The following is a 23,789-nucleotide window of genomic DNA, read 5'->3' as shown; positions in this document are numbered from 1 at the left end:
CCAAACTAGAGTATTGCCATTGAGATTCCAGAGCTAAGGGGATTTATCAGTGCAAGGAATGATGGTGAATAGCTTCCTATCTATCTGGAATCTTGCCAGGGTTAGAAAAGGGCTACCTCCTCCTGTACGTTACAATGGCTATAATCAAGTCTGAGCTAATACAAATCAAGACCACCAGTTCATCAAAACGCGACTGTAAAATAATTTATTAGAGATCTCATTCGAGGCACTAACACCCGAAAATCCAAAAACAGCACACCTATGCAGGAGGCAAATTTTTTAATCGCTCCTCAAGATTATTTGCCAGAGAGTCAGCAGCGCTAATAAACCCCCGTAACCGTTGAATTCTCTCACTCAGTTGCGACCGTGCTTTCTCATTAGGATCGTGAGCTTTATTCACTTCATCAATATCAAGAAGGAATTGAATGGCTATTTCAGAGGCACTGTTGTCACCAAGAACTTCCGCAATCCCCACCCATTTTTTTGACTTATCCAGCGCGGCGTTAGCCGCCTCAGAAAGGCAGTAACCGATGAGAAGCTTTGCCGAGTAATCCAATCCCTCCGCCAGATCCAACCATTTTTGTTGTTCTGGAGTGTCAACTTCTTCATTTGCTTGCGGGCGCGCTGAACGATGATATCTATATATCTCTCTTTCTGGTTCCAGACTCTCTATTGTTCGTAAGACAGGTTCTAGCTCTTCAAAAGGTCGCGTACCATTGGGCAGTTCCGCTCGATGTTGCCATAATGACAATACTGCAGCAAAACATGCATTTTCGGCGACTACTTTTGCTTCACCAGATGATTCTTCAGCCTTCGAAATGAGTTCAGCAATATAGTGTGCCATCCAACGTCCGAGCGTATCGACTGAGTTGTCAAGTCCAAGTTCTGCAACAAGCTTTCGGCCAAGTTCCAATATGTAATCAACACGTATGGAATTTTCCATCTTTCCTAAGCAGGAAGAGTCTTGATCTTTTAATTCGTTCATCATCTTTTTTACCGTAATTATAGGAATTATGCCGAGTGCGCCGGTCAATCTGAATTTCAATAATAAGATCTCGCTCTAGCTCACTCAAAATTGACGTTATAAATGATAGGGATACTTGCAGTCGACTACCCCTGTTAGGGTTAATATTCTCATTGCGATTAGCTTGGTCGTAATGGCCCCAAACTTGACTCTCCATGACGCACGTATTGTCTTTATTCCTCCAGAAGCGAAAGTCTGAGTCGGTTTCAATCTTCATCTGTTCAACAATGAATGCTGCTGGGCGTGGTGATGGGAAAGAAATGCTTCCAGCCCAAGGATCATATTCATCCAGCCGATTACCACCTGTAAAATCGAGCACCCAACCTTTTAATTCAAAGCCAGATTTATTGATTTCCATGTTATTGTTAGCAGTTGGTATCGCGTAGTCATATTCATTTTTAGCAGTTGCAAGAGCCCGCAGAAGTGATTCTGATTTTTCCGGTGCAACAAGTGCACTACAGATATGCGTTAATTGCTCGCGGTCCTTATTTCTCTCAGTCCAATGGCCCCATAAGTTAAGCTGGTCACCCACTCGAAGTACTGCTTCAAAATCAACATCAGTTATTAGTCCATAATCTGGATGGCCCTTTATACGATCTCGCCAAGCCCCCCTCTCCAGCGGTTCAGGATCGCGACGGTCAGAAAGCCAACGACCGTCTAGGCGCGTCAGATCATGTCGTGCAAGCCAATCTGTAAACTCATCTTCTACGTCGTAATCTGGATCGCGATACACCGGCCTAGTTAGCAATAACTGTCCAGCAACAATCATCATCGCATGATAAGCATGATAAAAATGAAGGCTGTCTGCCCTCGGATTGGAACCGTGGGAATGGTGTGTATGTTGCTCATCATAAAGCTTGCGGCGGGCTCGCTCATCTTCGTCCCATCTTCCTGTTGCTACACAGTTAAAATCATTTCTTACAACCTTCAGCGATCTAATTTCAATCTCTCGTTGGGACAAGGCAAAAACATCCCCTAGTGGATTGTACCAGTAGGGACCTATATCAATACCAAAGAAATAACGATCTTCATCGGCTTCATAGTCTATTTCGTGCTTACTCGAAGTATGGCGGTTATAATTTTTTAACTCGATGATAGGTAGTTGCGACTTATTGACGTTCTTGAGGCGTGCATAAAGGCAATCCTCATCGGTTAGATATCCGTTTTCTATAAGATGTATCGCGGTACGCGCTGCAAACTGCCGGATCAACACATGAGGTTGTTCACTCAACGCCCAATCTACTAATTGCTTACCAAAAGGTGCCACGACACTTGGCGTTTCCAGCGCAGCTCTCGACAGACCAATTAACAGCCATTGCAACGCGTGAAGCCCATAAAATGGTAACCTCGCGTCGACATAGGGACCACCTTTCTGACTAGTAGCAATCCTCATCAAATGATCAATTACGCTCTGTCTGCCGAAGCGACAAATTTCTAAAACACTATGTGCAGCCTCCCAACGTACTGCAGCTTCTGGCGCAGCTAATGACGACCATATATAGCCTGCAATAGCTTCGCCAATATCACTCGGAGGTGAAAGAGCTTCTTCCCAAGGACCATCACCATCCTTGTCTTCCAAGACGGAATTGAAAAGGTCCAATCCATATGCCACAGCCTCCAACGCTTCGTCGTGCGACAGCTTCGTAGTAAGAAGCCCCACAAGAGAAAATAGTCGGCTGGTCTCGAGCTGCTCGGACAATTCGCCGGTTGCTTCCAAGACAATATCGAACATTTCGAATTGGGTTATGCGCGCTAATGAACATGCTAGTTCAAATGGAAATACCTCATAATAGCGGTTTCTTCTCACGTCCATACAATAACGACAGCAGACTACCTTCAGCGCCTTAGCAAACGCATGAGAAACTGCAGGTCGCCTCTTCCAGCTTTCAGGTATCTGCTCCAATAAGTTTCTAAAACTATATAGGCTGAACTCTGGCGAACCAGTGAAGGCTTCGATAAAGCTTGGCTCAGCCCCCACTGAAACACGCCGTATTACTTCACTGAAAAAATTATCATGCCTCCAAGTTGGTTCAGTTTGCTTAAACGCTAGATAGGCTTGAGAAAGACCATTTGCAGTCGCGATATCTTTGTTTTCAAAGATATCGCCCCATTGTGAAGCCTCACTCTCTTTGTTTTCAGAAAGGGGCAATTCATAGTGTGTTGGATCCTTTTCTTGGACCTGTTCCTCTTGCTCAGAAGATGCAATCTCATCCGCCAAGCGCTCCAAGGATATACCGTGCTGCACTACAATTTGTTGAAACTTGCTTAATGTCGATGAGCTGTGATGAGATAACTGAACATAACGATGCAAAGTGCGGCTCACCAACTCCTTCTCTTTTGCATTTTTCGATTTCCCTAATGCCATTTCAAGCAGTTTGGCATAGTCCCATTGCGAACGAAAGCCAATCAACGACAGTGCATCTAGAGGTTCTAAAATGTTCCTTTCAATTAGATTGTCGATAGCAACAGGCAATAGCCGCTCGTTCCATCCAAATCCTCTATCCCTCCATCGACTTAAAATGGCGATAGCAGAAGAAGGACACAAACCACACAAGGAGGCAACTGTACTATCCCACTCAAAATGTTTATCCCTCACTACATAGTCATAAGTGAGTTCCGCACAGCGTGCAAACTGGTATGCGACTTTGGGAGCCGGTCGACCAACTTGCGATGCTCGATCTGCTAAGTCAAGAATAGCATTCCATCGTTCGAGATTCTCATCACCGATTTTACCCACAACATCCATCGCTTCATTGAAGTAGGCTTTAGCGTCAGCTTTACTTGTCGTAAGAATTGAACGAGCAACCTTCAAATATCCATCTGCTTTACTTTCCGCGTCTGAACGCTCACCTTTAGTCAACTCATAGGATTCTGTAGCAAAATCCAAAGCTGTAGGTTTCGTACTTTCTTGTTGTGAACACAACCGGCAAAGCGCATTGAGTGTTGGAGTAAATAACGGCCGCTTGAGCATTTTCCTCCAAATAGAAAATGCTTCCAACGCAGCGTCATCAGTTGTTTCGGACAGATACAGAATCTCCATCCAAAGAAGTGCCACACCATTCGAAGTATGAAACTCTTCACGGTATCGAATCCTCCCCGCTGTAGTGGATGCCTCTGCCATCTTTTTTATTTCATTTGAAACGTTTTCTTTCTTTACCTTTCCGAGTACGGCCAACGCCCAAAGCTTGTGCCATGGAAGTAGCTCACCAATATCCTCCTGAAACTCCCTAAGATCGCGTGACGTTGTATGACTGTTCTTCTGATCAATTTCCTTTTTCAGATCGGCATGAGCAAGATCAACCAACTCGATTGGCTTTCCTTCTATGGCAGCCTGCAAGCAGTAAGCACGTAGAAGGGGAAAACGTGACTTAGAAAATCTAGATGTCAGCCCTCTGGGCGGCTCTGCGGGCAAATAGCGTTTGAGTACCACAGCCACATCACTTTCATCAAATAGAGTCTGCTTCAATACTGCTTCAACCACAGCCAACACTGCTTCAAACCCTATCTCATCGTCATCCCATCCCCCACGTTTGCCAAGCTTGACACCACCTTCCAACAGTTGACTAAATGCATTTTTATTCAATTCATTGGGAAGTGTTTTATGCACTTCTCGCAATTCGGTTATGATAGCAAGAGTTAAGTAAAGATTATTTTTTGCAGCATGTGCGACAGCATCTACATCAGCCCAACGACTATGATCAACTAGGCGCCGAATTATAAGCCGTCCAACCCTATATGAGACTTCTTTTGGCTTCCATCTGCTTATGCTCTTAACTGCATCCTCTGGTCCATGAATGTTTAAATCTGCAAGGGTCAACTCAACAATATCCTGATCCGAAATACTCTCTTCTTTTCGTTCTTGCTCCGTCATTTGCGCCCAGTTTTGCAGCCATTCATAGGCCATGCGTAAACGGCTTCGAGCATCCCCGACTAACTCTTCATTACCGGAGAGAAGCGATGCCTCGTATACGTGATGAGAACCAATCCATCCAGAGCCAAAGGTACGACGGGACACTATTTCCTGAATCAGATCAATCTCAATAAATTCTGAGGCAAGATCCGTATTTTCCTGAAGTAATTTTCGCTGTCGTTGGTCACCAGCCGTCTCACCCCCAGCTTTAAAGGCAAGTTTTGTGGCCTCTAGATATCGCTGTGTTCGAAGACTTGCTTTCAATGCAAATTGCAGACGTTGTAATTCGACATCGCGCCTTTCCAGTGGACTTCCATCAGGAAGAGCGGCCGATGACAACGCCAACTCGACCAGCTCATCGAATTGTCCGGCTTCCAACATTAGTTGGGGCAGTATTGAAGCTACATATGCGCTCTTGTTTGCCAGCGGCTTCAAACTGGTAATAAAGCTCGCCATGGCATGAGCTGTGGGTTTGAATTTATGACGGAACCAAGTCTCGGCAGGTTCATCCAAAAATTGGATGGTCTCCCCAGCCACCAAAAGAGGTCGGCCAATATCATAAGCAAAGCTTTTTATTGCCTCCTGCTCGACACCAGAGATTTCTGATAGAATATGAAGTGGAATTAATGGCCTAAGAGCCGCCATCCCAGAGCAGATCTTCTCAAGACGTTCCTTTTCGATTACACCAGACGAGTCCTTTAGTTTCACAATTGCGCTATCCAATAACGTCGATATTGTGTCTTCTACGCTTGTCGGATTGGGGCCGAGTAATCGTAATATGTCAGGCAATGGCAATGCCCTTGACAATGCTAACGCCTGCACGCGTGGGTTTTGCGAACTCAGACGATGGAACTCATCGATATCACGTTCTTCTGCATCGGGAAATTTTTTGAATAAGAAACCAGCAGTCTCATTTCGGCTAAACGCCTGCAACTCAATTGACAAAACGTCGACGGGAGGATCAAGTAAATCTTGTCGATGAGAGCGGCACAAAAAAATAATACGCAGTCCTTCTGGGAGGCTTATACGAATAAGATCTTGAACGAAAGAACGAGCCTCGCCAATCTCCGCCGCTGCCATCTGAGCATTATCAGCCGCATCCACGACTAAACATAACATGGCTTCAGAATTAGACGATTGTAGGACTTTTACTGCTTGCTTCAAGCGATAGACAAAAGCTCTAACATATGCAGCTGTATCTGCATGAGAGGTTGGAATTAAAGGGTGGCAAAGGCTTTTAGCAGCCAACTCGTTTGCAATCTGAACGAGAGCATCTTTGTGTCTATGACGGTAACCAGTCGCACTTCGATATTGCCCATTCCCGAAGCAATCATAGGTAATACAAACAGATCCGTCTGGAAGACATCTACCTATCTGGGTTGCAAATACTGATTTTCCAACACCACCAGGAGCATGAATGATGACAGGTCCCGTAGCTTTGTGGATTTGGTCGATAATTTCAGATTCTTGCTCCCGTGAAACGGCTTCTCTATTAATGTCAATGAGACATCTAGCAGGAAACAGAAGGCTTTCATCAGTTTTCAGCGCGCGCAATATATCAATCTTTGAGATTGTTGGATGTTGTTCACCTTCAGAAAGTGCTCGCCGAGTAACAAGTTCTTTCAGCTGCATTGGCGCATCAACATCCCCATCAGGTAGATACCCACTGACTTCTTGAAACAGAATATTGCGTTGTTCCCAATAATCATCTTCGCAGTCTTCGAAATGAAGCAGTCCACAAAACTCTGCAAGTTCTCCTCCCTTCAATCCGGTAACTCTTTGTAACTTAGCCAATTCACCCCTATGCCGAGGCTTTGAGCCTCTAGACGCATCGGTAATAGCTTCAACCACTTTCGAGCTAATAGGTCTATTCGTAACGAACCAAAACTCCAGTTTGTTTGCCAAGCCTATATCAGTATGTGCATTTTTCAGTTCGACGTATCGCTGGGCGAAACCCTTAATAGTTTTTTCTAAACCGCTAGCTGTCCAGGGTTCCGTTGCATGCAATGTAGAGTGTTTAAGCTGCATGTATCGCACTAACCGTGAGAGACCAATATCCTCACTACCAAAATATTCGGCAATATCAATCAGCTCTTCACCAGCTCCAAGTGGATCAGCATCAGGAAATTCACCTAATGAGGGACCCTCAATACTGACTGCAACCAAATCGCTGTCAGCTGAGAGTAACTTCAGACAGCGTCGCGCGGCCCATAGGTAATGAAACTGATCGCCATCACGGCTTGGACGGACTAGATTTGTTTTTGTCATAGATACTGTCGAAATTTGGTTAATTGAAATTTTATGTATGGACTATACACTCAATCGAACCCTTTGAATGCCATTCGTTTTCTATATAACTTCCTAGACCTCAGCAATACATTATCTCTTCCTCGCTAACACGATGTGCTTCTATCACGTTACTTGGATAAGGTTAAATATCGATAGGTTTTCATTAACTGAGGGAATAAAAATGAGACAGCAACGACCCTCGATAAGCATGAGTGGAAAAATTATCATGCAGATAAATAATTCAAGTTATGTTTGGTGTTTTCTTAAAGCTATCATTTGGAACTACTCAGCGAAGTGATACCCCACTTTCCCAGCTTTCCCAGCTTTCCCACCTCTGTAAGTCTGGGGTAAGTAAACTGGCAGAATGTTCTTTCAGCACAAACTAAGTAAGCATTTTTATTGTGGGTAGTAAAGTGGGTAGCTGCAGGTTTAATTGTACAATAAATACATCATAAGATTATGATATTAAACACTTAATTAATTTTAACTAATGAGCAGATCCAAAACGTTGAGTAATGATAGTTAACGCGTTTTAGATACCAAAAAGCCCTTAATTTAAGGGCTTTTTGTATTTTATGGCACTGAGAAAAAACCTGTTAAAAGTGCTTTTGAAATGCTCAAAATCGGACGCTATGCAGTGCATTAATACACAAGGATTTGTAATGGAACTAAATACCATACCTACGATTGAATCGCTTTTAGAGCAAAATGCCATCCACTTTATCGGCAATCCTGAATGGACTTACCGTTTTATTGGTTTAGTCATCCCTAACAATGTCGAGTCACTTTTTTGCTATGGTTGACCGCATGTCCCGAGATTCAAACCTTTTGGCTTATTGGACTCTGTAGATCTATGTGCGAATACGCCACTCATCGAGTTGGTGACTGAAAAAACGATTTTTAACACCTGAAGAGCTCAAACAGTATCAATCAGTGAAGAAAATCCATACATTGCAAAAAATGAAGAATATTGGCCACATGTTTAATAGCGATACATGCCATACCTGTGCATCCAACTTATATGGTGTCGTGTATTAATTTAACACCTAGTCCAAGCCACTGTGTTTGCCTCAACAAGATGAAAATGGGTATAGAAAATTAGCATAATTAAGTTGTGGCTGATGTCGATTCAATCGACATGTATTGCAAACATGTTTACAAAGCAGCAATTAATCGACACATACAACTGATTTAAAACTAGAGTAAAAATTGAAACAGCTTGACTCAATACGATTAATGTCACCTAACCATTACCGTTTCTAAGCTATGCGCTTAATTCTGTCAGTTAAACCGTTCAATATTGAATCCTGTATGTGTGGTGGAAAATCATCTGGCAGCTGCGCTTTAACCTTAACAACCACAGCCTCTACCTTGTCAGCAATGTCGCGCATCATCTCCATCATAATCCCAGTATCAAAGCCCACAGCTTTAGCAGTTTGGATAAAGTGCCGTGGAAAAATTTGATTGATTTGATACTTCTTACCCTTAGCCGCCTTGAGGCCCATAGCGAGCTTGGCATCACGAATATTTAAGCCTTTACCACCAATAACAGGGTACATGGATAAAATATCGTAAAAAGGCGTTAGTCGATATCCGCCATCGACCTCAATGAAGAGTGAGAAGTTTTTAGCATGACCATCGGTTGCGGCTAAAAGCCAAAACAAAACCTGAGACTTGATGAAGTTATATCTGTCGCGCTCCGAGTTCATCGAACCCAATAGATAAGGCATAATTTGTTCAATACCCGGGCCACCATGGCTCTCATATTTCTTCGCTGGTGGAATATTTAATGTCTGACAAAAGTCCTCTTGGGGCAGCCGCATAATCCATGTGCCATCTGAAGAGAGCCTGCGATCGAATCGCTCCACAGCAAGCGCTTTAATATCACCCACTTTGATTATTGAGCACCGGGGTGCATCTAAGCCAAACTCTCTGACTATCATCATGCACAGGTATTCATTCTCGACGCTGTCAGACATATCTATACTGTGAGAGTGGCTGTTTATTTCACCTATAGGTAGCTTAATAATATGGGTAGTGGGTGTCGATTTGATAGGTAATCGCCACTCTCCATTGAGTTTAAGTAATGCCGTCTTTTCTTGGGCACCGGCAATAGAAATCCTAAAGTCATCGTCATCGGCTAGCATGCCTAAGGGGATATTGGACTGATAACCCTTGAGTACATTTTCCAACTGCTTATCGGATAGCGGTTTAGACTCAATCTTTTTGGTATCAAAGGGGGGCTGACCATGGGGGACAAGCTGTAATGCACCCACACTGTCTTGACCAATTTTAGCGAGTAAGTCAAACGCTTGTGTCGAATCAGCATTATGACGAGCAACGACCCTGTTTCTCACTTCGAGATTATCAGGTAGCAAATTATCGAAGAAGTTATAAACTTCATCACCTTTATAGGCTTGCTTGCGTAGCGGCATAGACAAAGAAATTGGGCGACTACCGGGTATCGCTAGCCACTGCTGGGCATACGCAAACTGATGAGAGCCTGTGGATGATTTGGTCAATTCACCCACAAGGTAGCCATTCATATAAACATCAAGCACTGCCATTACCACTCCTCCTTCCATTCTTGCTCAGGCACGGTGGCGTTATCATGGCGGCGCTCATCCACCAGCTGTGGATTCCGAACCTTTATATCTAGCTCTAGGTTTAATGCAGAAAGGATCTTAAACAGCGTTTCTAATTTGGTCGAATCCGGGTTCAACTCAAAGCTTGAAACGGTATCCTGGCGAATACCTACCTTGCTAGCCACCTTGCTTTGCGAGAGCTGCGCGTTCAGTCGCGCATCTTTTAGATACGTACTCAACTGTTTTGCGTTGGTCACCTTCATGATAGCTTTACCTTTAAACTGTTCTTAACTCTTACTGTACACGCTAAAGCAGGTAAATCAAGGTTTACACGCTTAAGCCGTTAAAAAACACATTCACACGCTATAGGCGTTAAATATAGTTCAACCCGCTATGGCGGGTAGCCTGGCCATAAAAGACAAAAGAAATGGGGGAGTCATTGCCAAGGAGTGCTGAATTTAATTGAAATGCAGAACCGACACAACTAACCACTTCACACTTAACAAAGTGGGACTAAAGTGGTGACTAATATCACTTAAAAATAAAGAAATTAAATTCAGCACATTGATTTATATAGCAACAATAAGAAACCAACATTCAGTTCCAAAACGTTGAGTAATGATAGTTAACGCGTTTTAGATACCAAAAAGCCCTTAATGTAAGGGCTGTTTGTATTTTATGGCACTGAGGAAATATCAGTTAAAGCACTCACTCTTAGCCAAAAATATCGAGTGCGAAGTGCTGAGCTAGGCTCAGTGAACAATTATTTACGGTAACAGGATTTTTTGCAGCTCTTGGTGCGAGCTCACTTGATAGTGTGGGGCGATACCGGCGGGTACATCGTGGCCGTGGACGTTATACCAACAAGTATGAATACCTGCGTTGATACCGCCTTGGATATCTGAATGCGGGTTATCACCGACCATGAGCACAGCATCGCGCTCAGGATGACCCATGAGTTCGAAGGCATGTTCGAAGATGCCCACATCAGGTTTGGCTATGCCGACTTTTTCTGAAATCACTAAAATATCAAAATGATGCTGTAAGCCTGTACGCTCTAATCGCACGGTTTGTAGCTCAGTGAAACCGTTAGTGATGATGCCTAATTTTGCCTTACCTTGGAGCGCGGCTAATAACTCGCGGGCACCGGGTAGCGGCGAACAAATTTCGGCCATTGCCGATAAAAAGGCACTATTAAGCGTCATCGCCGTGACAGATAATTTGGCTGCCCAAGGCTCGAAACGTATGGTCTGCAACTCAGCAGCAGTTATCTTGCCATCTTGATAATCGACCCAAAGTGGTTTGTTAACTAACTGATACTCATCAAAATCGGCTTGGGTAAAATCGACCCCAAACTCACTAAACATCAATTTAAGCCCTTTTAAGGCATCGAAATAAAATAGGGTTTCATCGGCATCGAACAAAATCCATTGGTAAGGCAAGGACATAGGAACTCTCTTTCTGACAAAATAGCTAAGACCCATCCCATGCCGTTCAGTGGCATAGAGAATGGTACATCGGCGATTGCGGCAACACTGTGGCTAACTACCTAGCAGTAATCAAGATAAGCGATAAACATGAGCGATGAGAGTGAAAATAACTAGGCTTCACAGTCGACACCCGCAATCAGCAAGTGCATTAGTCTACCTTGCATCAAGGGCGATGATAACCACGATAATAAAAACTGACTGTTGAGGTATCATCAACAATAATGGCAGGGGAACGCGATAATCTAAGGACACCATGGAGCACTTTTCAGCACTACCTATCTTTGTCACTGTAGTGGAATGCGGTAGCTTTTCGCTGGCCAGTCAAAAGCTTGGACTAAGTAAATCGGCTGTGAGTAAACACATTACCCTATTAGAACAAAGTCTGGGTATTCAACTTTTGCACCGTACCACTCGCAGCTTAAGTCTTACCGAAGCGGGCGCCCGCTATTTTGACTATGTTCGCCCTGCCGTTAAACTCGCAGAGGAAGGGTTAGACGCCATTTCTGAGCTACAACAAGCGCCTCAGGGCAATTTACGCATCGCCGTCCCTATGGTATTTGGCCGCTTGCATATCGCCCCTTTGATCCCCGAGTTTCTGCGCCGCTATCCAAAAATACAGCTGCAAATGCAGATGGATGATAAGACAACCGATTTAATTGCTGGCGGATTCGATCTGGCGATTCGCATCGGCGATCTACCAGATTCAAGTCTTATTGCCCGTAAAATCGCCCCTTGTTTAAGTGTCATTTGCGCCTCACCCGAGTATCTTGCTCGCCACGCTGTGCCACAAACGCCGCAGCAACTCAGCCAACATAACTGTTTGTTCTACTCATATTTTCGTGATGGTGTTGAATGGACCTTCTTAAGCCCGCAGGGCCCCACTCGTATCCAGCCGAACGGTAACTATCAAGTCAACAATAGTGATGCCATCCACCAAGCCACACTCGATGGTCTAGGCATAGCCAACCTGCCGCGTTTCATGGTCGACGCCGACTTACAAGCTGGCCGCCTACAAGCCTTGCTCGCAGACCATCCCCTCCCCGAACATGGCATTTACGCGGTTTATCCGCAGCGGAAATATTTGCCGACTAAGGTGAGTGTATTGATTGAATTTTTGATGGAGAAGCTGGCGAGTGGCAAGTTAGGGTAAATTTTCACTTGTCAGTAATGAGGAAGGACAACTCTCTTTCACCCCCTATGAAAAATAAACAATAGACCAGAGACCATCAGACTGACTCTCTCGAGCGGCTGAAAGCGGATCATTTGAACAATCCGATTTATGTTTTTAATCAAGACTACACTTGCATTTTTAGCCACTATTTATACGCTACAACGTATATAAACAAATTATACGCTGTAACGTCTTAAACATTAACTATACGCTATAGCGTGTTAAGTTATGTTTATACTTTAAAACGTATTGGGAAATAATGGGAATTCAAGATGAAGATCACCACAACCAAACAGCTTAGCGCTTATATACAAGATGTTCGCCAATCACAGGGACTCTCTCAGGCTAAAATTGGTGAGAAAATTGGCTTACGCCAAGGCACAATTTCCAACTTCGAACAGAATCCCGACAGCACTAAACTTGATACATTTTTCAAACTCTTATCAGCCCTCGAACTCGAAATAGAACTCAAACCTCGCAACGCGAGTGACAGTGATACAGGCCCATCTAACAATAAGCAATGGGCTCAGGAGTGGTAATGGCAGCACTTGACGTTTATATGAATGGCTTTCTAGTCGGTACTTTCTCTAAAGAAGATACTGGCGCTCACAGACTATCCGCAACGAAAATACCTCCCAACCAAAGTGACAGTATTGATTGAATTTTTGATTGAGTTCTTAGCAAAGAGATTAAGCAATTATTAGATAGGGTTAAGGATAAATACGGCTTTACATAATGGTTATAACGAACATAACCACACAGCCAAAACAGACTAATGAAAACACATTTAAACCAGATAAAACAGTTCGTTAAGCAAATACTTTAACTATACTTAACATCACTTAATGCGATGATTAAAGGCAGAAATATGAGCGTTTATCATCAAGCTTTTGGCTATGAGTTTGACCTTGGTTTCGACCTGAGCCAATACCCATTTCTTATCGACAAAAGCTACCAAAATGATATGTGTCCAAGCTTTTATTTCAAACGGAAAAGCGACTACTTTATTCTTTGGGTAGACTATGCCGATCCCATCTGTCGCGAAGAAGATTATCCCCGCTACACCATCATTTCAGCCGTAAATGACGGCGACAACATACACCCAGAAATTCGTACCGCTTCTCAGCCAACACTACAGCTTGAATTTGAACAACCCAGTGAACTGATTGATTATCTAGAGCAGATAAAACAGCAACTGAGCGCCAAGGTCGTTTCAATACGGTAACCATGATATTAAACCGTAGCGATAATGCGGCGATGCACCCAAAGCTGAAAAACCAAGCTTGAAACTAATTAGCCGCCAGTAACAGTGCTACGCAACTGGCCCAGCACACAGACACGCCGTGAACCCATCCATGGGGGCTCCACCGCGCTGTCCCTAGCGCGGAGGGTCTGCTTAGCGGACCCCAGTTGCAGCCGCGCTACCATTCGGAACTGTTACTTAGTTTGCAGCATCTCACATTGATTACCTAATAACCCAAACAACATAAATGCTCAACTAACAAAATAAAACTGTTCGATGTGACTCATAGTCCGTGGAGCATACAACAGCAATGCCTGAGAATATAAGCCCACCAATACACTAGGTTTACATCATGGAATACCAATTCGTTAGCCAGTTTGAAGAGGCTTATTTTGTACCTTATGAAGAAGAATGGTGTGGATACGTAATCTACATCGAACGAAACCCAGATCGGTTCAGGGGAGGCTTTGAATGGTCCGTATGCTTTGATAATGAAGAAATTCAATCAGGGCTAGCGTTTCATTTTGATTTTGCACTGACAGAAGCATTGACTTACATCAAGTGCCTAGAAAGCAACCAATAACTCAATCTATTGATTGCTAGCTTGATCATTCCTGGTATGATTGCTCAAAATTTTTTGACAGTTATTGCAGCGAATGAAATCAGGCGAAGTTCTTGTAATTGATCTTTTCGCAGGCCCAGGCGGCCTTGGCGAGGGTATCTCATCAACTACACATGCAAACGGAAATAAACCATTTCAAATAGGTGTATCGGTTGAAAAAGAGCCTTCTGCACATAAAACTCTTACTACAAGAGCTTTATTCAGAAAACTTGCTAAAGAGCCTACTGCAAAACAGCATTACTACGATTATGTTCAAGGAAAAATCACCCGTGAACAGTTGTTTAAATTTTATCCTAATGAGGCTCTAGCCGCACAAGAAGAAACACTAGAAGCACCTCGAGCACTAGGCAGAGATAACGATTTAATTCACGACCGCATAAAAGAGCTAGTCAATAAGCATCAAGGTCCAAAAATTGTTATTGGAGGTCCACCATGCCAAGCTTATTCGCTAGCAGGTCGTTCTAGAAATGCGGGTAATAAAGACTATAAAGCAGAAAATGATGAGCGCCATTTTCTTTATATGGAGTATTTAAAAGTACTCACTATTGCACAACCTGACGTTTTTATTATGGAAAACGTGCGAGGCATTTTATCAGCAAAATTAAATGGTAAAGTGATGTTTCCACAGATACTTAAAGATCTGAGAAACCCTGGGCGTGTTACAAAAATTAAAGATACAACTAGCTATAGAATTTATTCTTTAGTCATAAATGCCGACAATCTCAATAACCCACAATATTCTGACTCTGCGGATTTTTTAATACGCTCAGAACAATATGGCATTCCACAAGCTAGGCACAGAGTTATTCTGCTTGGGGTACGCGATGACATTAAAAAAACACCACAAATACTAACTCGGGCAGCTGAATCCATAACCGTTAAAGAAACGCTAAGTGACCTACCAGCTTTAAGGAGCGGCTTTTCAAAGCAATCAGATACCACAATAGCTTGGGAAAAAACGATCACAAAACACTCAAAGCAGCTAATCAAGGCATTTAAAAAGATTTACCCTGAAGAAGCTATCAACAATTTAGATTTAACCCCATTATTAGATCTACCGCGTACATCATCCATTCATACAAATCGAGTTAACAACCAAGTCCCCGAGCCTTTAAAGGGTTGGCTACTTGATGATTCATTAGGATGCGTACTGAACCATGAAACACGTGGTCATATTGAAGCAGATTTATTGCGATACGCCTTCTGCGCAGCTTATGCACAGTTGAATGATGGAGTCTCACCAAAGTCCCGCGACTTTCCTGAAGAACTTGCACCTGAACATAAGAATTGGACAACTGGCACGCATGCAGATCGCTTCAGAGTTCAATCAGCTAACAAATATGCCACTACAGTGACGAGCCATATCTCGAAAGATGGCCATTATTTTGTTCACTATGACCCTAGGCAATGTCGAAGTTTGACAGTACGCGAAGCTGCTAGACTGCAAACCTTTCCAGATAATTATTTGTTTGAGGGCAATAGAACTCAACAATATGTGCAAGTGGGCAATGCTGTACCACCATATTTGGCACAGCAGATTGGTCAAGTTGTTTTACAATTGCTATCCATTTGATATTTTTTAATAAATGCAGATATATTTCTTTAAAGCTTACCGTTAATCTTTATTACATCATTGACTTTTAAAAGCTGTAAAACCTTCTACCTGCAACTTTTTAAGAGCATCAATCGCAATTTCACATTGCTTTGTAGGCAGTTTAGGTATTACAGCACAGGTCTCTATAAGATAATTTCCTTTAAAGGTCTGTGACGGCTTGTGCACTATTACAATCAACTAAAGTGCGGAAATATCGACCATATCAAATCAACAAATTTAAATCAGATAGTTAATAAGATAACCCTATAAGCTTAGCGCAAATTTTGAACTAGATGAATCCATGAATTTATTTAATTCTGATGATCTTTTTATTGCTACCCATAATTCTTGATTTTTAGAATACTCTCCATAATCTTCACTTAAAGAATACTTTTTAATAAGTTCATTCATTAGGAATAGTAGCTCTTTAAGATACTCTATGAGTCCATCACTTAAGCTTTCCTGTTTCCATATTTTTTCCAGAATCAATGTGCCATCATTAGTAGTATTAGTCCACTTGTAAATAGCAGAGATAGCATATGGAACGGCCGCTGAACGAAGCTGTCCGATAGCATTCTTTCCTTGCCCATATACTTCTTCCATCGTCCTGAATAATATTATTTTGGCAATAAGTTTTTCATAGAATTCACGATTTATAGCAATACCGTCACCGTTTTCAGGCTCAATATCTTCAATAAACATGCGAAAAACTTTCTCTCCACCTTTTTTTACTAGGTGCGGTGCATCTCCCCAAGCACAATAATATTTGGCTAGTAACTCTTTAGTGAAGCGTTTTTTGGGTGGAAATTCATTCTTTAATTTTTGACCATTTGTACTTTTTCTAACTTGAGTATTGAAGTCACCTTTTGCTCGCTCAAAAAACCACTTATTTCCTGATGGAGGTAGAACACTTTCACTGAGTGATTTTAACTGTACTAATTTAGGACTACGAGATCGAAGATCTACTTTAGATACTCTAGATTGACTATTTGAGAACTCGCTTATTTTAGAAATTAGGTCATCTAAATCCTTAGATTTACTCGTCTTAGCGATGTTAATCTTAGCCACTACTTTTACATTACTAATATCCAACCCTTCTTTACGAGAAAAGTAAATTGAAGCTGTTGTCTGCCCACCATTTACGATTTGAAAGTCGTCTAGGCTTTCTAAGTATAGTGATTTTTTATAGTAAGATGTTTTTGCTTCTGTAGCAGTAATAGTTAAACCATTATTAAAGGCTATGAACTTTTCAGGCTCATCTTTAATAGTTTTTTTTATCCCCTGGTTAACACCTTTGAATTGTAAAAATGAACGAACATTCTTTTCCAATAACTGACTTGAATATCTTTTATAAAGATCGGCTAAAATAGGTGCATCTAAAACACATAAGTAAGATTCAAAATCCTCTTCATCAGCAGCTTTAATAACCTCAATATTCTTGCCAATGACATCTTTAAAAACGACTTTAAGTGGCTCAGCCCTACCTTGTGAGGCATATATATTCGCCAAATAATTTAGATCGACAACTCTTTTGATGAAAAGAAGTTCTTTTGATTGAGTTTTTTCACCTAAAAATTTATGTGAGAAACTTTTAATTTCATCTTTATAATGAATAGTACGTAACTGAGTATCTTCTCCCCTAAAAGAAACGGTAGCAGATAAGGTTACCAAAATAAATTCAATAACATCAAACTGAGTCAATCCGTCTTCACTCCCTAATTTAGCAAGTAGTGGCTTAATAGGCTCAGATTCTTGGACATTTTCGAGTTTATTTTGAATTGCAGAAGAAATGAATCGGATAGCTCTATTAAACTGTTCATCATAGACATTTCGTAGAGACACATAGAATTCATCATTGCTTTCAGATAAGTAATTATCATCAACTATAAATATTTGTAGCCGCTCGCCGGTGCTATTTACAGTATAACCATTGATTTTTATTTTATCGTCGTTAGAAAGATAATAAGTATGATTAATATCCTCTGAGTCAACCACCTTAGTTTCTAATAGCAGTGGCATTACTTCATCAATTAGCAAACTTTGTTGTAAAAAGCCATCATCATTCTTGCTAGAATTTAATAAGTCTTCTCTAGTATTTAAAACTGCACTTATTTCCACCTAATAGCTCTCCTGTGAAACTCTAAACTCTTGTAGTTCTCTAACATCTAAATTGTATTTAACTGTCGAAATTGCCTTATGCAACCCAAAGGCTTTAATTTTGGGAAAGTATTCAATATCACAGTCAAAGGTTTCTGTCATCTTTCTAGAAAACAAAAAGTTTGAATACTTTGACAGACGTTCCTCACTAAGGTTCACCTTCTCTAAAGCAGATAAAAGTATAGTGACATCTCCACTTTTCTTATTTATATGCTCCTTAATTTTCAAGAATAAATCTTTAATCGATAAACCATATTCCGATTCAATAACAGAGATGACTTCTAAATTGAGGGGTTTTTCATCAATATTCTCGAGTTGATATTCACTAGATATTCTTATCATCCAAGAGGTTAATTGTTTGGTCTTTACTTCAATTGAAGAGCTGGAAAGCTCAAAATCATGTGATGCACCAAATGGTCCTACCCACGATTTTAAAATGTTATCGATCGGAACACTTGAACATGTGAATTGAATTAGCTTAAGTAAATAACTCAATTCCCCCCAGATCCCAATTACTTTCTCTTTGCTCAGTTTCTTATCAAAAGTTTTAGTAAAGAATGTACTCCATTTTATATAGATAGTTATAAACTCTTTAGATGCATCTTCTGCATTAGCAATGTTTTTAATTGAATCAATTAACGAAATAATTAGATCATCGAACAATGATGTAAAGTCAGAGTCTAATAGTCTAATTTGGAAGTAATACCCTTGCTTAAAAAAAATAAGTTCTAAATTATCGTTACTTAGAACATCAAATTTCGGGATAAATGTGGAAGGAAGATAAATTAATATTGCATGACTCGATTTTTCGTCAACAGCTAAAAAAAATTCTAGCGGCCCATCAGACTCAAATCTGATTGTGCTTAACCCAGAATCAATTTTTTGAGATTCTAATAGTTTCCATTTATCACTTAATTCCATTATAGCACCGCGTCCGTTGGTAATAATTCATCCGAAGCTTCATCTTCATCTTCATCTAGTATCTCTAGATCATAATCACCTTTAACATACTCTCCATAAGGATCTAACTTTCTTGATATTGGAGGAAAACCCATTGCCATACCAACCAAAGGTTCATTAAGTAATTGGCCTCTTTCTTTTAATAACCTTTGGATAATGGTGTCTACTTTCCCAGGAACTTGATTGAAGACGTAGTAGGGGTCTAACAAATAAAATATAAGCACACCTTGGTTTTGATTTAGCTTTTCTCGATATATTCTTTCCGGTTTGGTTTTTCGTTGAGCTTTTATTAGAGCATCTTCTTCATTGATATTTGGGTCATTGTTTAAAATTTCAGACACTTTTTGACTGATAAATTCTTTTTCTGCTAAAAGTATTTGGTCTTCATCAAGAGCAACTTTCATATCTGTTCCTCCGCTCATTATATTCGCAGATGAACCAGTAGGTTTAAACCTCTGATCTTTTATGAACTCATCATAAAAATGATTTCCTTTCTCTTGAGCTGGCCCACTTCGAACCGCTAATTGAACATCTTTAGGTAAGCCTGTTTCATCAGAGGTGAGTATTCCTAAACCACTCTCTTTAGCCGCTGAGCCTGTCAATTTAATTGCTATAGTCCAAGATGTTAGTAAGTTTTTTTCAACACATTTATTTACATATTGTTTTATTAGATTATTTCTAGTCTCATCAAAATTGTTATTTGATTCAATAATTTTAATGAGTTCTTTAGAAGATACTGTGATAGTAAGTAATGAATCTACTTCCTTGGCCGCAGAAAACAAAGGAGAAACTATACTTTTAAAATCAGCCCATACTTTACTAATTTTTTCTTTAGTAATATCAAGCTCTGTTGTCATTACTAGAGAGTCTTGGTAAGACCATTTTGTGCTTGTTGTATTTTTCAAAATAGTTGGGCGAGTAATTTGTAAAACTCCAGGGTGCTTTCTAACCCTTAGTTCAAAATCTCTTGGTGTTCCCTTTTGCTCCATCTTTTTGAACTCTTCTTTTAGCTCGTCAATACATCTAGATGTTGAATCATATTTAGAAATTAAATCCCTAGATGTAAACAATTTGCAGCAGTCTAAATAGCCTGGTCTATAACCAAACCATCGGCCCATTTGCAGGAGAGAGTCTGAATAGTTTGTCGAACGTACAAAATAGCTAACTGTTAAACCTTCAAGAGTAAAGCCCCTAGATAATCTATTCCCCCCAATAGCGATAACTTTACGTGGTTTTTCATCTTGGTATTTAAGCTCTTTTCCAGTGTCACTGTTCAATGCCAGAACTTCAATATCTGATACCGCATCCACCAATAAAGGACTTATAGAATTAAACGAGACTGGTTGCATGTAGTCATCGACATAATTTTCAGGTAGATGACTATGAATAGAGCCAACAATTTCAGCGCAATAGTCAGACCAAACTTTTTCAAATTTTCGATAGATCGAATTTGCCCCGTTTGGCTTATCCATTTTTAACCTAGTCTCGATATCGCTATAAAATTCATGAATCAACTTACTAGATTTATTTTGCCATGAAGTGAATCTTGAAATATGCACAAGCATAGTATTATGGGGTTGATATACTTTAGAGAGAATAAGATCTTTTCGCCTAGTTTCTCTAACAGCAATGCCCAGAACAAAGCACATCACAGAATTTTTGATACTGTTAGGTAAATCAATTGGGAAATTATCGACAGATTTAGAAGCTCGAGTGCCTTTTTTGTATTCACTAAATGAGGAAAAGTTTAAATAGTAACCAAACTTGCCTACTTTATTTTCCCAGTCTTGTTTATTATCAAACCGTTCAACACCAATTATGTCATCACCATCTTCCATTACTCGACTTGGAAAGTTGGCTGTATAGTCATCAATATCAAATACAATCGGAAGTTTTTTGCAGGGCTGTAATGTTTCAAAAATCCGATGTGCCCCAATATAATTTGTAGGCGTATCTAACAGAAATATAAAGTCATCAGGAAATAGATTATCGACTTGCTCAAATAAAGACTCTGTTATTCCTTTATTTGATTTGTCGGGAATACTCCACATTTCTTCTGATGCTGCATTTCTATCCTGAATGACATTAGCGAATGGAGTGGCTGTGTAACCCAAATAAGACTTTTTATGAAAGATACCTAATATTGCTCTAATATGACCATTAATTTTAGATGCATAGTTTTGACCTTTATAGCCTTCATTGTTTAGAGAAGCATTGTCTGCTTCATCATCAATAATCAATAAAGGTAGGCTGTGTTTAGTTGCACCTTTAGGCAAGTTGTCTTTTAACCAAAGCAAGATGTTTTTCAATATGCTGACGTTTTTTTTACAAACCATGATATTGGTCTGATTTAAGGAGAAGTTAGCATCAGCTAAAGGTCTATTAAAATCAGCGTCTTCAGAAGTAATTGAAACAACTTGGAAAACACTTTCATCACCTTGATGGCCAAAAGCTTGCCTGAGTCCAACACCTTTACCATCACCAATTACGTCTTTGTCTATCCGCGCTTGCGTTTGTGACCTGAGATCATCCATGATTCCAGATAAAACTATAATCAGCTTATAACCAGAATCGAGTGCTCTATTGATTACAGCATTAAAATTACCTGTTTTACCTGACTGCACATCTCCATCGACAAGGCCTTTAATAAAAGTAGAAGATTGACTCTTAGGGTCCGCCAATTTACTTAAAATTTTATAGCTCGAGTTTTTAATTTCTTCTACTACAGATTCTGAACGCCCTTGCCCCCGCAAATACTCTAAGTACCTTTCAGTGTAATTCCATTTGATTTCATTTTCTCTAGAATCATTTAGCCAAGTTGATTTATTCTTTGATAAAAGATTGGGGGCTTTGATTGTTGTTACATGATTTGATTGAACCTCTTTTCTAACAACTTCAAAGTAACTTTCAAAGGTTTCTCTATCTATATTCGGCCAGTTTAAATGCTCTGCAACGATTGCTAAACTAGAAAAGATTCTATCTGCTAACTCTGAACGTACTTCGTCTAAAGATTCAAAACTAGCTGTTTTTAAGTGCTCTTTAATTTTATCTTTGATTGCATCTTGGTATTTAAAGCGATAGTTATCCATATCTATTACTCCAGTATTTCAAGAATATCAGTAGGTAACGTCGTTAAGTCTATACCTAGTTCACTGATGAGATTTTTCTTAATAAAATCATTGCTATAGCCATTTTCCCTAAGGTTCAAGATGGCTTCACCAAAATTAATGTTTTTAGTTTCTTCGCATTTATAAAAAGGTACGTCTTCATGCGTATCTCTAATTTTATTGATAGTGGTATTGATCATTCTAACTAACAAATTTAACTTGGTTTTTTGTTCTGAGTTACATGAACCTACCAAATCATTCAGTAACGGAAATTCGTAATTCATCTCTAGTAACGGGCCTTTGTTAGAATGAATTTTTCGAAGAAACTTGGCTTCTTTATCACTTGGGCTATGATCAAATTTCTTTATCCCCCTATTGTAAAACTCCTTTTCAGCTTCAGCCGTTAGTTCTTCAACATACCCTTTAAAAGCTTTAATTAGGTCATGAGGGATCATGACTTGAGATTTAGCTACATTTAAGTGGAGTAAATGATCAGCTTTATTTCCGATATCGACTCTTAACCTAGCCAGTTGAAGTCTAGGAGCCTTTCTGATTAAGCCATTCCAACCACCATAAATTATCAACCGATTTGCGCGATAGATATATACACCTTCCATATCTAACAGGCTTTTATTAGAGGGTGTCCAAGTGTTACCTGGTTGTTGTGAGTCTTTAATACTGGATGAGGGTAAAATAAACCCTTCTAATTTTATGTTGTCTTTACCGAAGTCTTTTTGCCTAAACTCAAGTTTTCTAAGGCTTTGTTTACTTTCAGGGAATGGGTTGAACGACCTAATATGTGAATTATTAACCCTAATAGTTAATGGGTTTTCAGGGTTTTCTAAAAATCTATGGAAAATAACCCCCAAATGTTCTGTGGTATTTTGAACGATTTCTCTATGTAATGCCTTTTTCCTATTATGCTCTTTAAGATATTTTTCAAACTTATAAAGCCCTGACCAAATAACTATTGTATTTGGAGAAAACTCTGAAACTTGACTGTTAAACTCATTGTTTAACTTATTAAAATCACTTAAAAGTTGATTAATTTCAGCTTGGTTATTAACTACTATCTCCCACGACTTGGTTTTTACTAAGTGATCGACATCCCAAGTTAGGCCATGGTAATCCTCTTCTCCTCGTTTTCTCGACAATACAGTAAATTTCCGAGTCTGAGAGAATGAAGCCGCCTTCATCCCAAGACCAAACCGCCCTAAATCAAACTGAGCTCTCTCCCCCTCTGGATTCGAACTTGGAAATTGCATGTTATGGATCAGCTCATCAATCGACATGCCATCGCCATTGTCAGCTAAAAACAACTGAAATGGCTCGATGTCTGAATCTATCAATACTTGGATTACATTAGAGTTAGCAGTAACTGAGTTATCGATTAAGTCAGCAATTGCAGCTTCAAGGGTATATCCCTGCTCAGCAATAGACTTAATTAGAAAGTCAGCCTTAGGTGTCGCATCAATTACATTCGTACAGTTAGGCAACATAGCTCCAAAATTGCACCATAAATTATAGGGTTACTACGCATTCTTACCATTAAACGACTAAATATCCATACTTTTATTCATCAATTTTTAATTCTTTTCGAATGATTTACTGTTTTTTGGCGATTTGATCGGTAATCC

General features: G+C 40.3%; 15 protein-coding genes. 6 read left to right on the top strand and 9 right to left on the bottom strand.

All coding sequences use genetic code 11. The features are described 5' to 3' along the window. Positions 1 to 259: 259 nt before the first annotated feature. Positions 260 to 988, bottom strand: a complete 729-nt coding sequence (avs3b, locus tag L5M37_RS19270; RefSeq protein ID WP_263201648.1) for an AVAST type 3 anti-phage proein Avs3b — start codon at positions 986 to 988, stop codon at positions 260 to 262. Continuing rightward, positions 921 to 7,202: an AVAST type 3 anti-phage nuclease/ATPase Avs3a gene (gene avs3a / locus L5M37_RS19265; RefSeq protein WP_263201646.1), complete on the bottom strand. Its 6,282-nt coding sequence runs from the start codon at positions 7,200 to 7,202 to the stop codon at positions 921 to 923. The genes avs3b and avs3a overlap by 68 nt, the downstream gene beginning before the upstream one ends. Positions 7,203 to 7,885: 683 nt before the next feature. On the opposite strand from avs3a, the gene L5M37_RS19260 reads away from it, so the two are divergent. Further along, on the top strand, positions 7,886 to 8,026 hold the full coding sequence (locus L5M37_RS19260; protein WP_258547664.1) for a hypothetical protein: 141 nt from the start codon (positions 7,886 to 7,888) through the stop codon (positions 8,024 to 8,026). A gap of 456 nt (positions 8,027 to 8,482) precedes the next feature. On the opposite strand, the gene L5M37_RS19255 is transcribed toward L5M37_RS19260, so the two are convergent. The 3 genes from L5M37_RS19255 to yjjG all read right to left on the bottom strand — a co-directional run bounded on the left by L5M37_RS19255 (position 8,483) and on the right by yjjG (position 11,256). Further along, positions 8,483 to 9,790: a type II toxin-antitoxin system HipA family toxin gene (locus L5M37_RS19255; RefSeq protein WP_263197147.1), complete on the bottom strand. Its 1,308-nt coding sequence runs from the start codon at positions 9,788 to 9,790 to the stop codon at positions 8,483 to 8,485. Then, positions 9,790 to 10,071, bottom strand: coding sequence for a helix-turn-helix domain-containing protein (locus tag L5M37_RS19250; RefSeq protein WP_006079858.1), 282 nt, complete (start codon positions 10,069 to 10,071; stop codon positions 9,790 to 9,792). Before L5M37_RS19250 ends, L5M37_RS19255 begins: the two co-directional genes overlap by 1 nt. 504 nt (positions 10,072 to 10,575) lie before the next feature. Continuing rightward, entirely contained in the window at positions 10,576 to 11,256 is a 681-nt protein-coding gene (gene yjjG / locus L5M37_RS19245; RefSeq protein WP_131523988.1) for a pyrimidine 5'-nucleotidase, read from the bottom strand. 295 nt (positions 11,257 to 11,551) lie between these two features. Here yjjG and L5M37_RS19240 point away from each other — a divergent pair, with 295 nt between their 5' ends. The 5 genes from L5M37_RS19240 (at position 11,552) to L5M37_RS19220 (ending at position 15,907) form a co-directional block, all read left to right on the top strand. Continuing rightward, positions 11,552 to 12,448, top strand: a complete 897-nt coding sequence (locus tag L5M37_RS19240) for a LysR family transcriptional regulator (protein ID WP_263201644.1) — start codon at positions 11,552 to 11,554, stop codon at positions 12,446 to 12,448. 293 nt (positions 12,449 to 12,741) lie between these two features. Continuing rightward, entirely contained in the window at positions 12,742 to 13,008 is a 267-nt protein-coding gene (locus tag L5M37_RS19235; RefSeq protein WP_168826547.1) for a helix-turn-helix domain-containing protein, read from the top strand. Positions 13,009 to 13,337: 329 nt separating this feature from the next. After that, complete coding sequence (locus tag L5M37_RS19230; protein WP_263201643.1) at positions 13,338 to 13,694, top strand: hypothetical protein; 357 nt, start codon at positions 13,338 to 13,340, stop codon at positions 13,692 to 13,694. A gap of 370 nt (positions 13,695 to 14,064) precedes the next feature. Next, positions 14,065 to 14,295: a hypothetical protein gene (locus L5M37_RS19225; protein WP_263201641.1), complete on the top strand. Its 231-nt coding sequence runs from the start codon at positions 14,065 to 14,067 to the stop codon at positions 14,293 to 14,295. Between the two features lie 73 nt (positions 14,296 to 14,368). Further along, positions 14,369 to 15,907 (top strand): DNA cytosine methyltransferase, encoded by a 1,539-nt coding sequence (locus tag L5M37_RS19220; protein WP_263201639.1) that lies wholly within the window; start codon positions 14,369 to 14,371, stop codon positions 15,905 to 15,907. Between the two features lie 285 nt (positions 15,908 to 16,192). On the opposite strand, the gene L5M37_RS19215 is transcribed toward L5M37_RS19220, so the two are convergent. The 4 genes from L5M37_RS19215 to L5M37_RS19200 are packed head-to-tail and all read right to left on the bottom strand — an operon-like array spanning position 16,193 to position 23,651. After that, complete coding sequence (locus L5M37_RS19215; protein WP_263201637.1) at positions 16,193 to 18,046, bottom strand: AIPR family protein; 1,854 nt, start codon at positions 18,044 to 18,046, stop codon at positions 16,193 to 16,195. Then, positions 18,047 to 19,006, bottom strand: coding sequence for a PD-(D/E)XK motif protein (locus tag L5M37_RS19210; protein ID WP_263201636.1), 960 nt, complete (start codon positions 19,004 to 19,006; stop codon positions 18,047 to 18,049). Further along, positions 19,006 to 22,134 (bottom strand): Z1 domain-containing protein, encoded by a 3,129-nt coding sequence (locus L5M37_RS19205; protein WP_263201634.1) that lies wholly within the window; start codon positions 22,132 to 22,134, stop codon positions 19,006 to 19,008. Before L5M37_RS19205 ends, L5M37_RS19210 begins: the two co-directional genes overlap by 1 nt. A gap of 5 nt (positions 22,135 to 22,139) precedes the next feature. Further along, a complete protein-coding gene (locus tag L5M37_RS19200; protein ID WP_263201632.1) occupies positions 22,140 to 23,651 on the bottom strand; it encodes an ATP-binding protein in 1,512 nt (503 codons plus the stop codon). Positions 23,652 to 23,789: the final 138 nt, after the last annotated feature.

The sequence above is a fragment of the Shewanella sp. SM69 genome (assembly GCF_025653985.1).
In the GTDB taxonomy this organism is placed as follows: Bacteria; Pseudomonadota; Gammaproteobacteria; order Enterobacterales; family Shewanellaceae; genus Shewanella; species Shewanella oncorhynchi.
The sequence above is the reverse complement of the archived record's forward strand: the minus strand, read 5'-3'. Positions and strand labels throughout refer to the sequence as shown.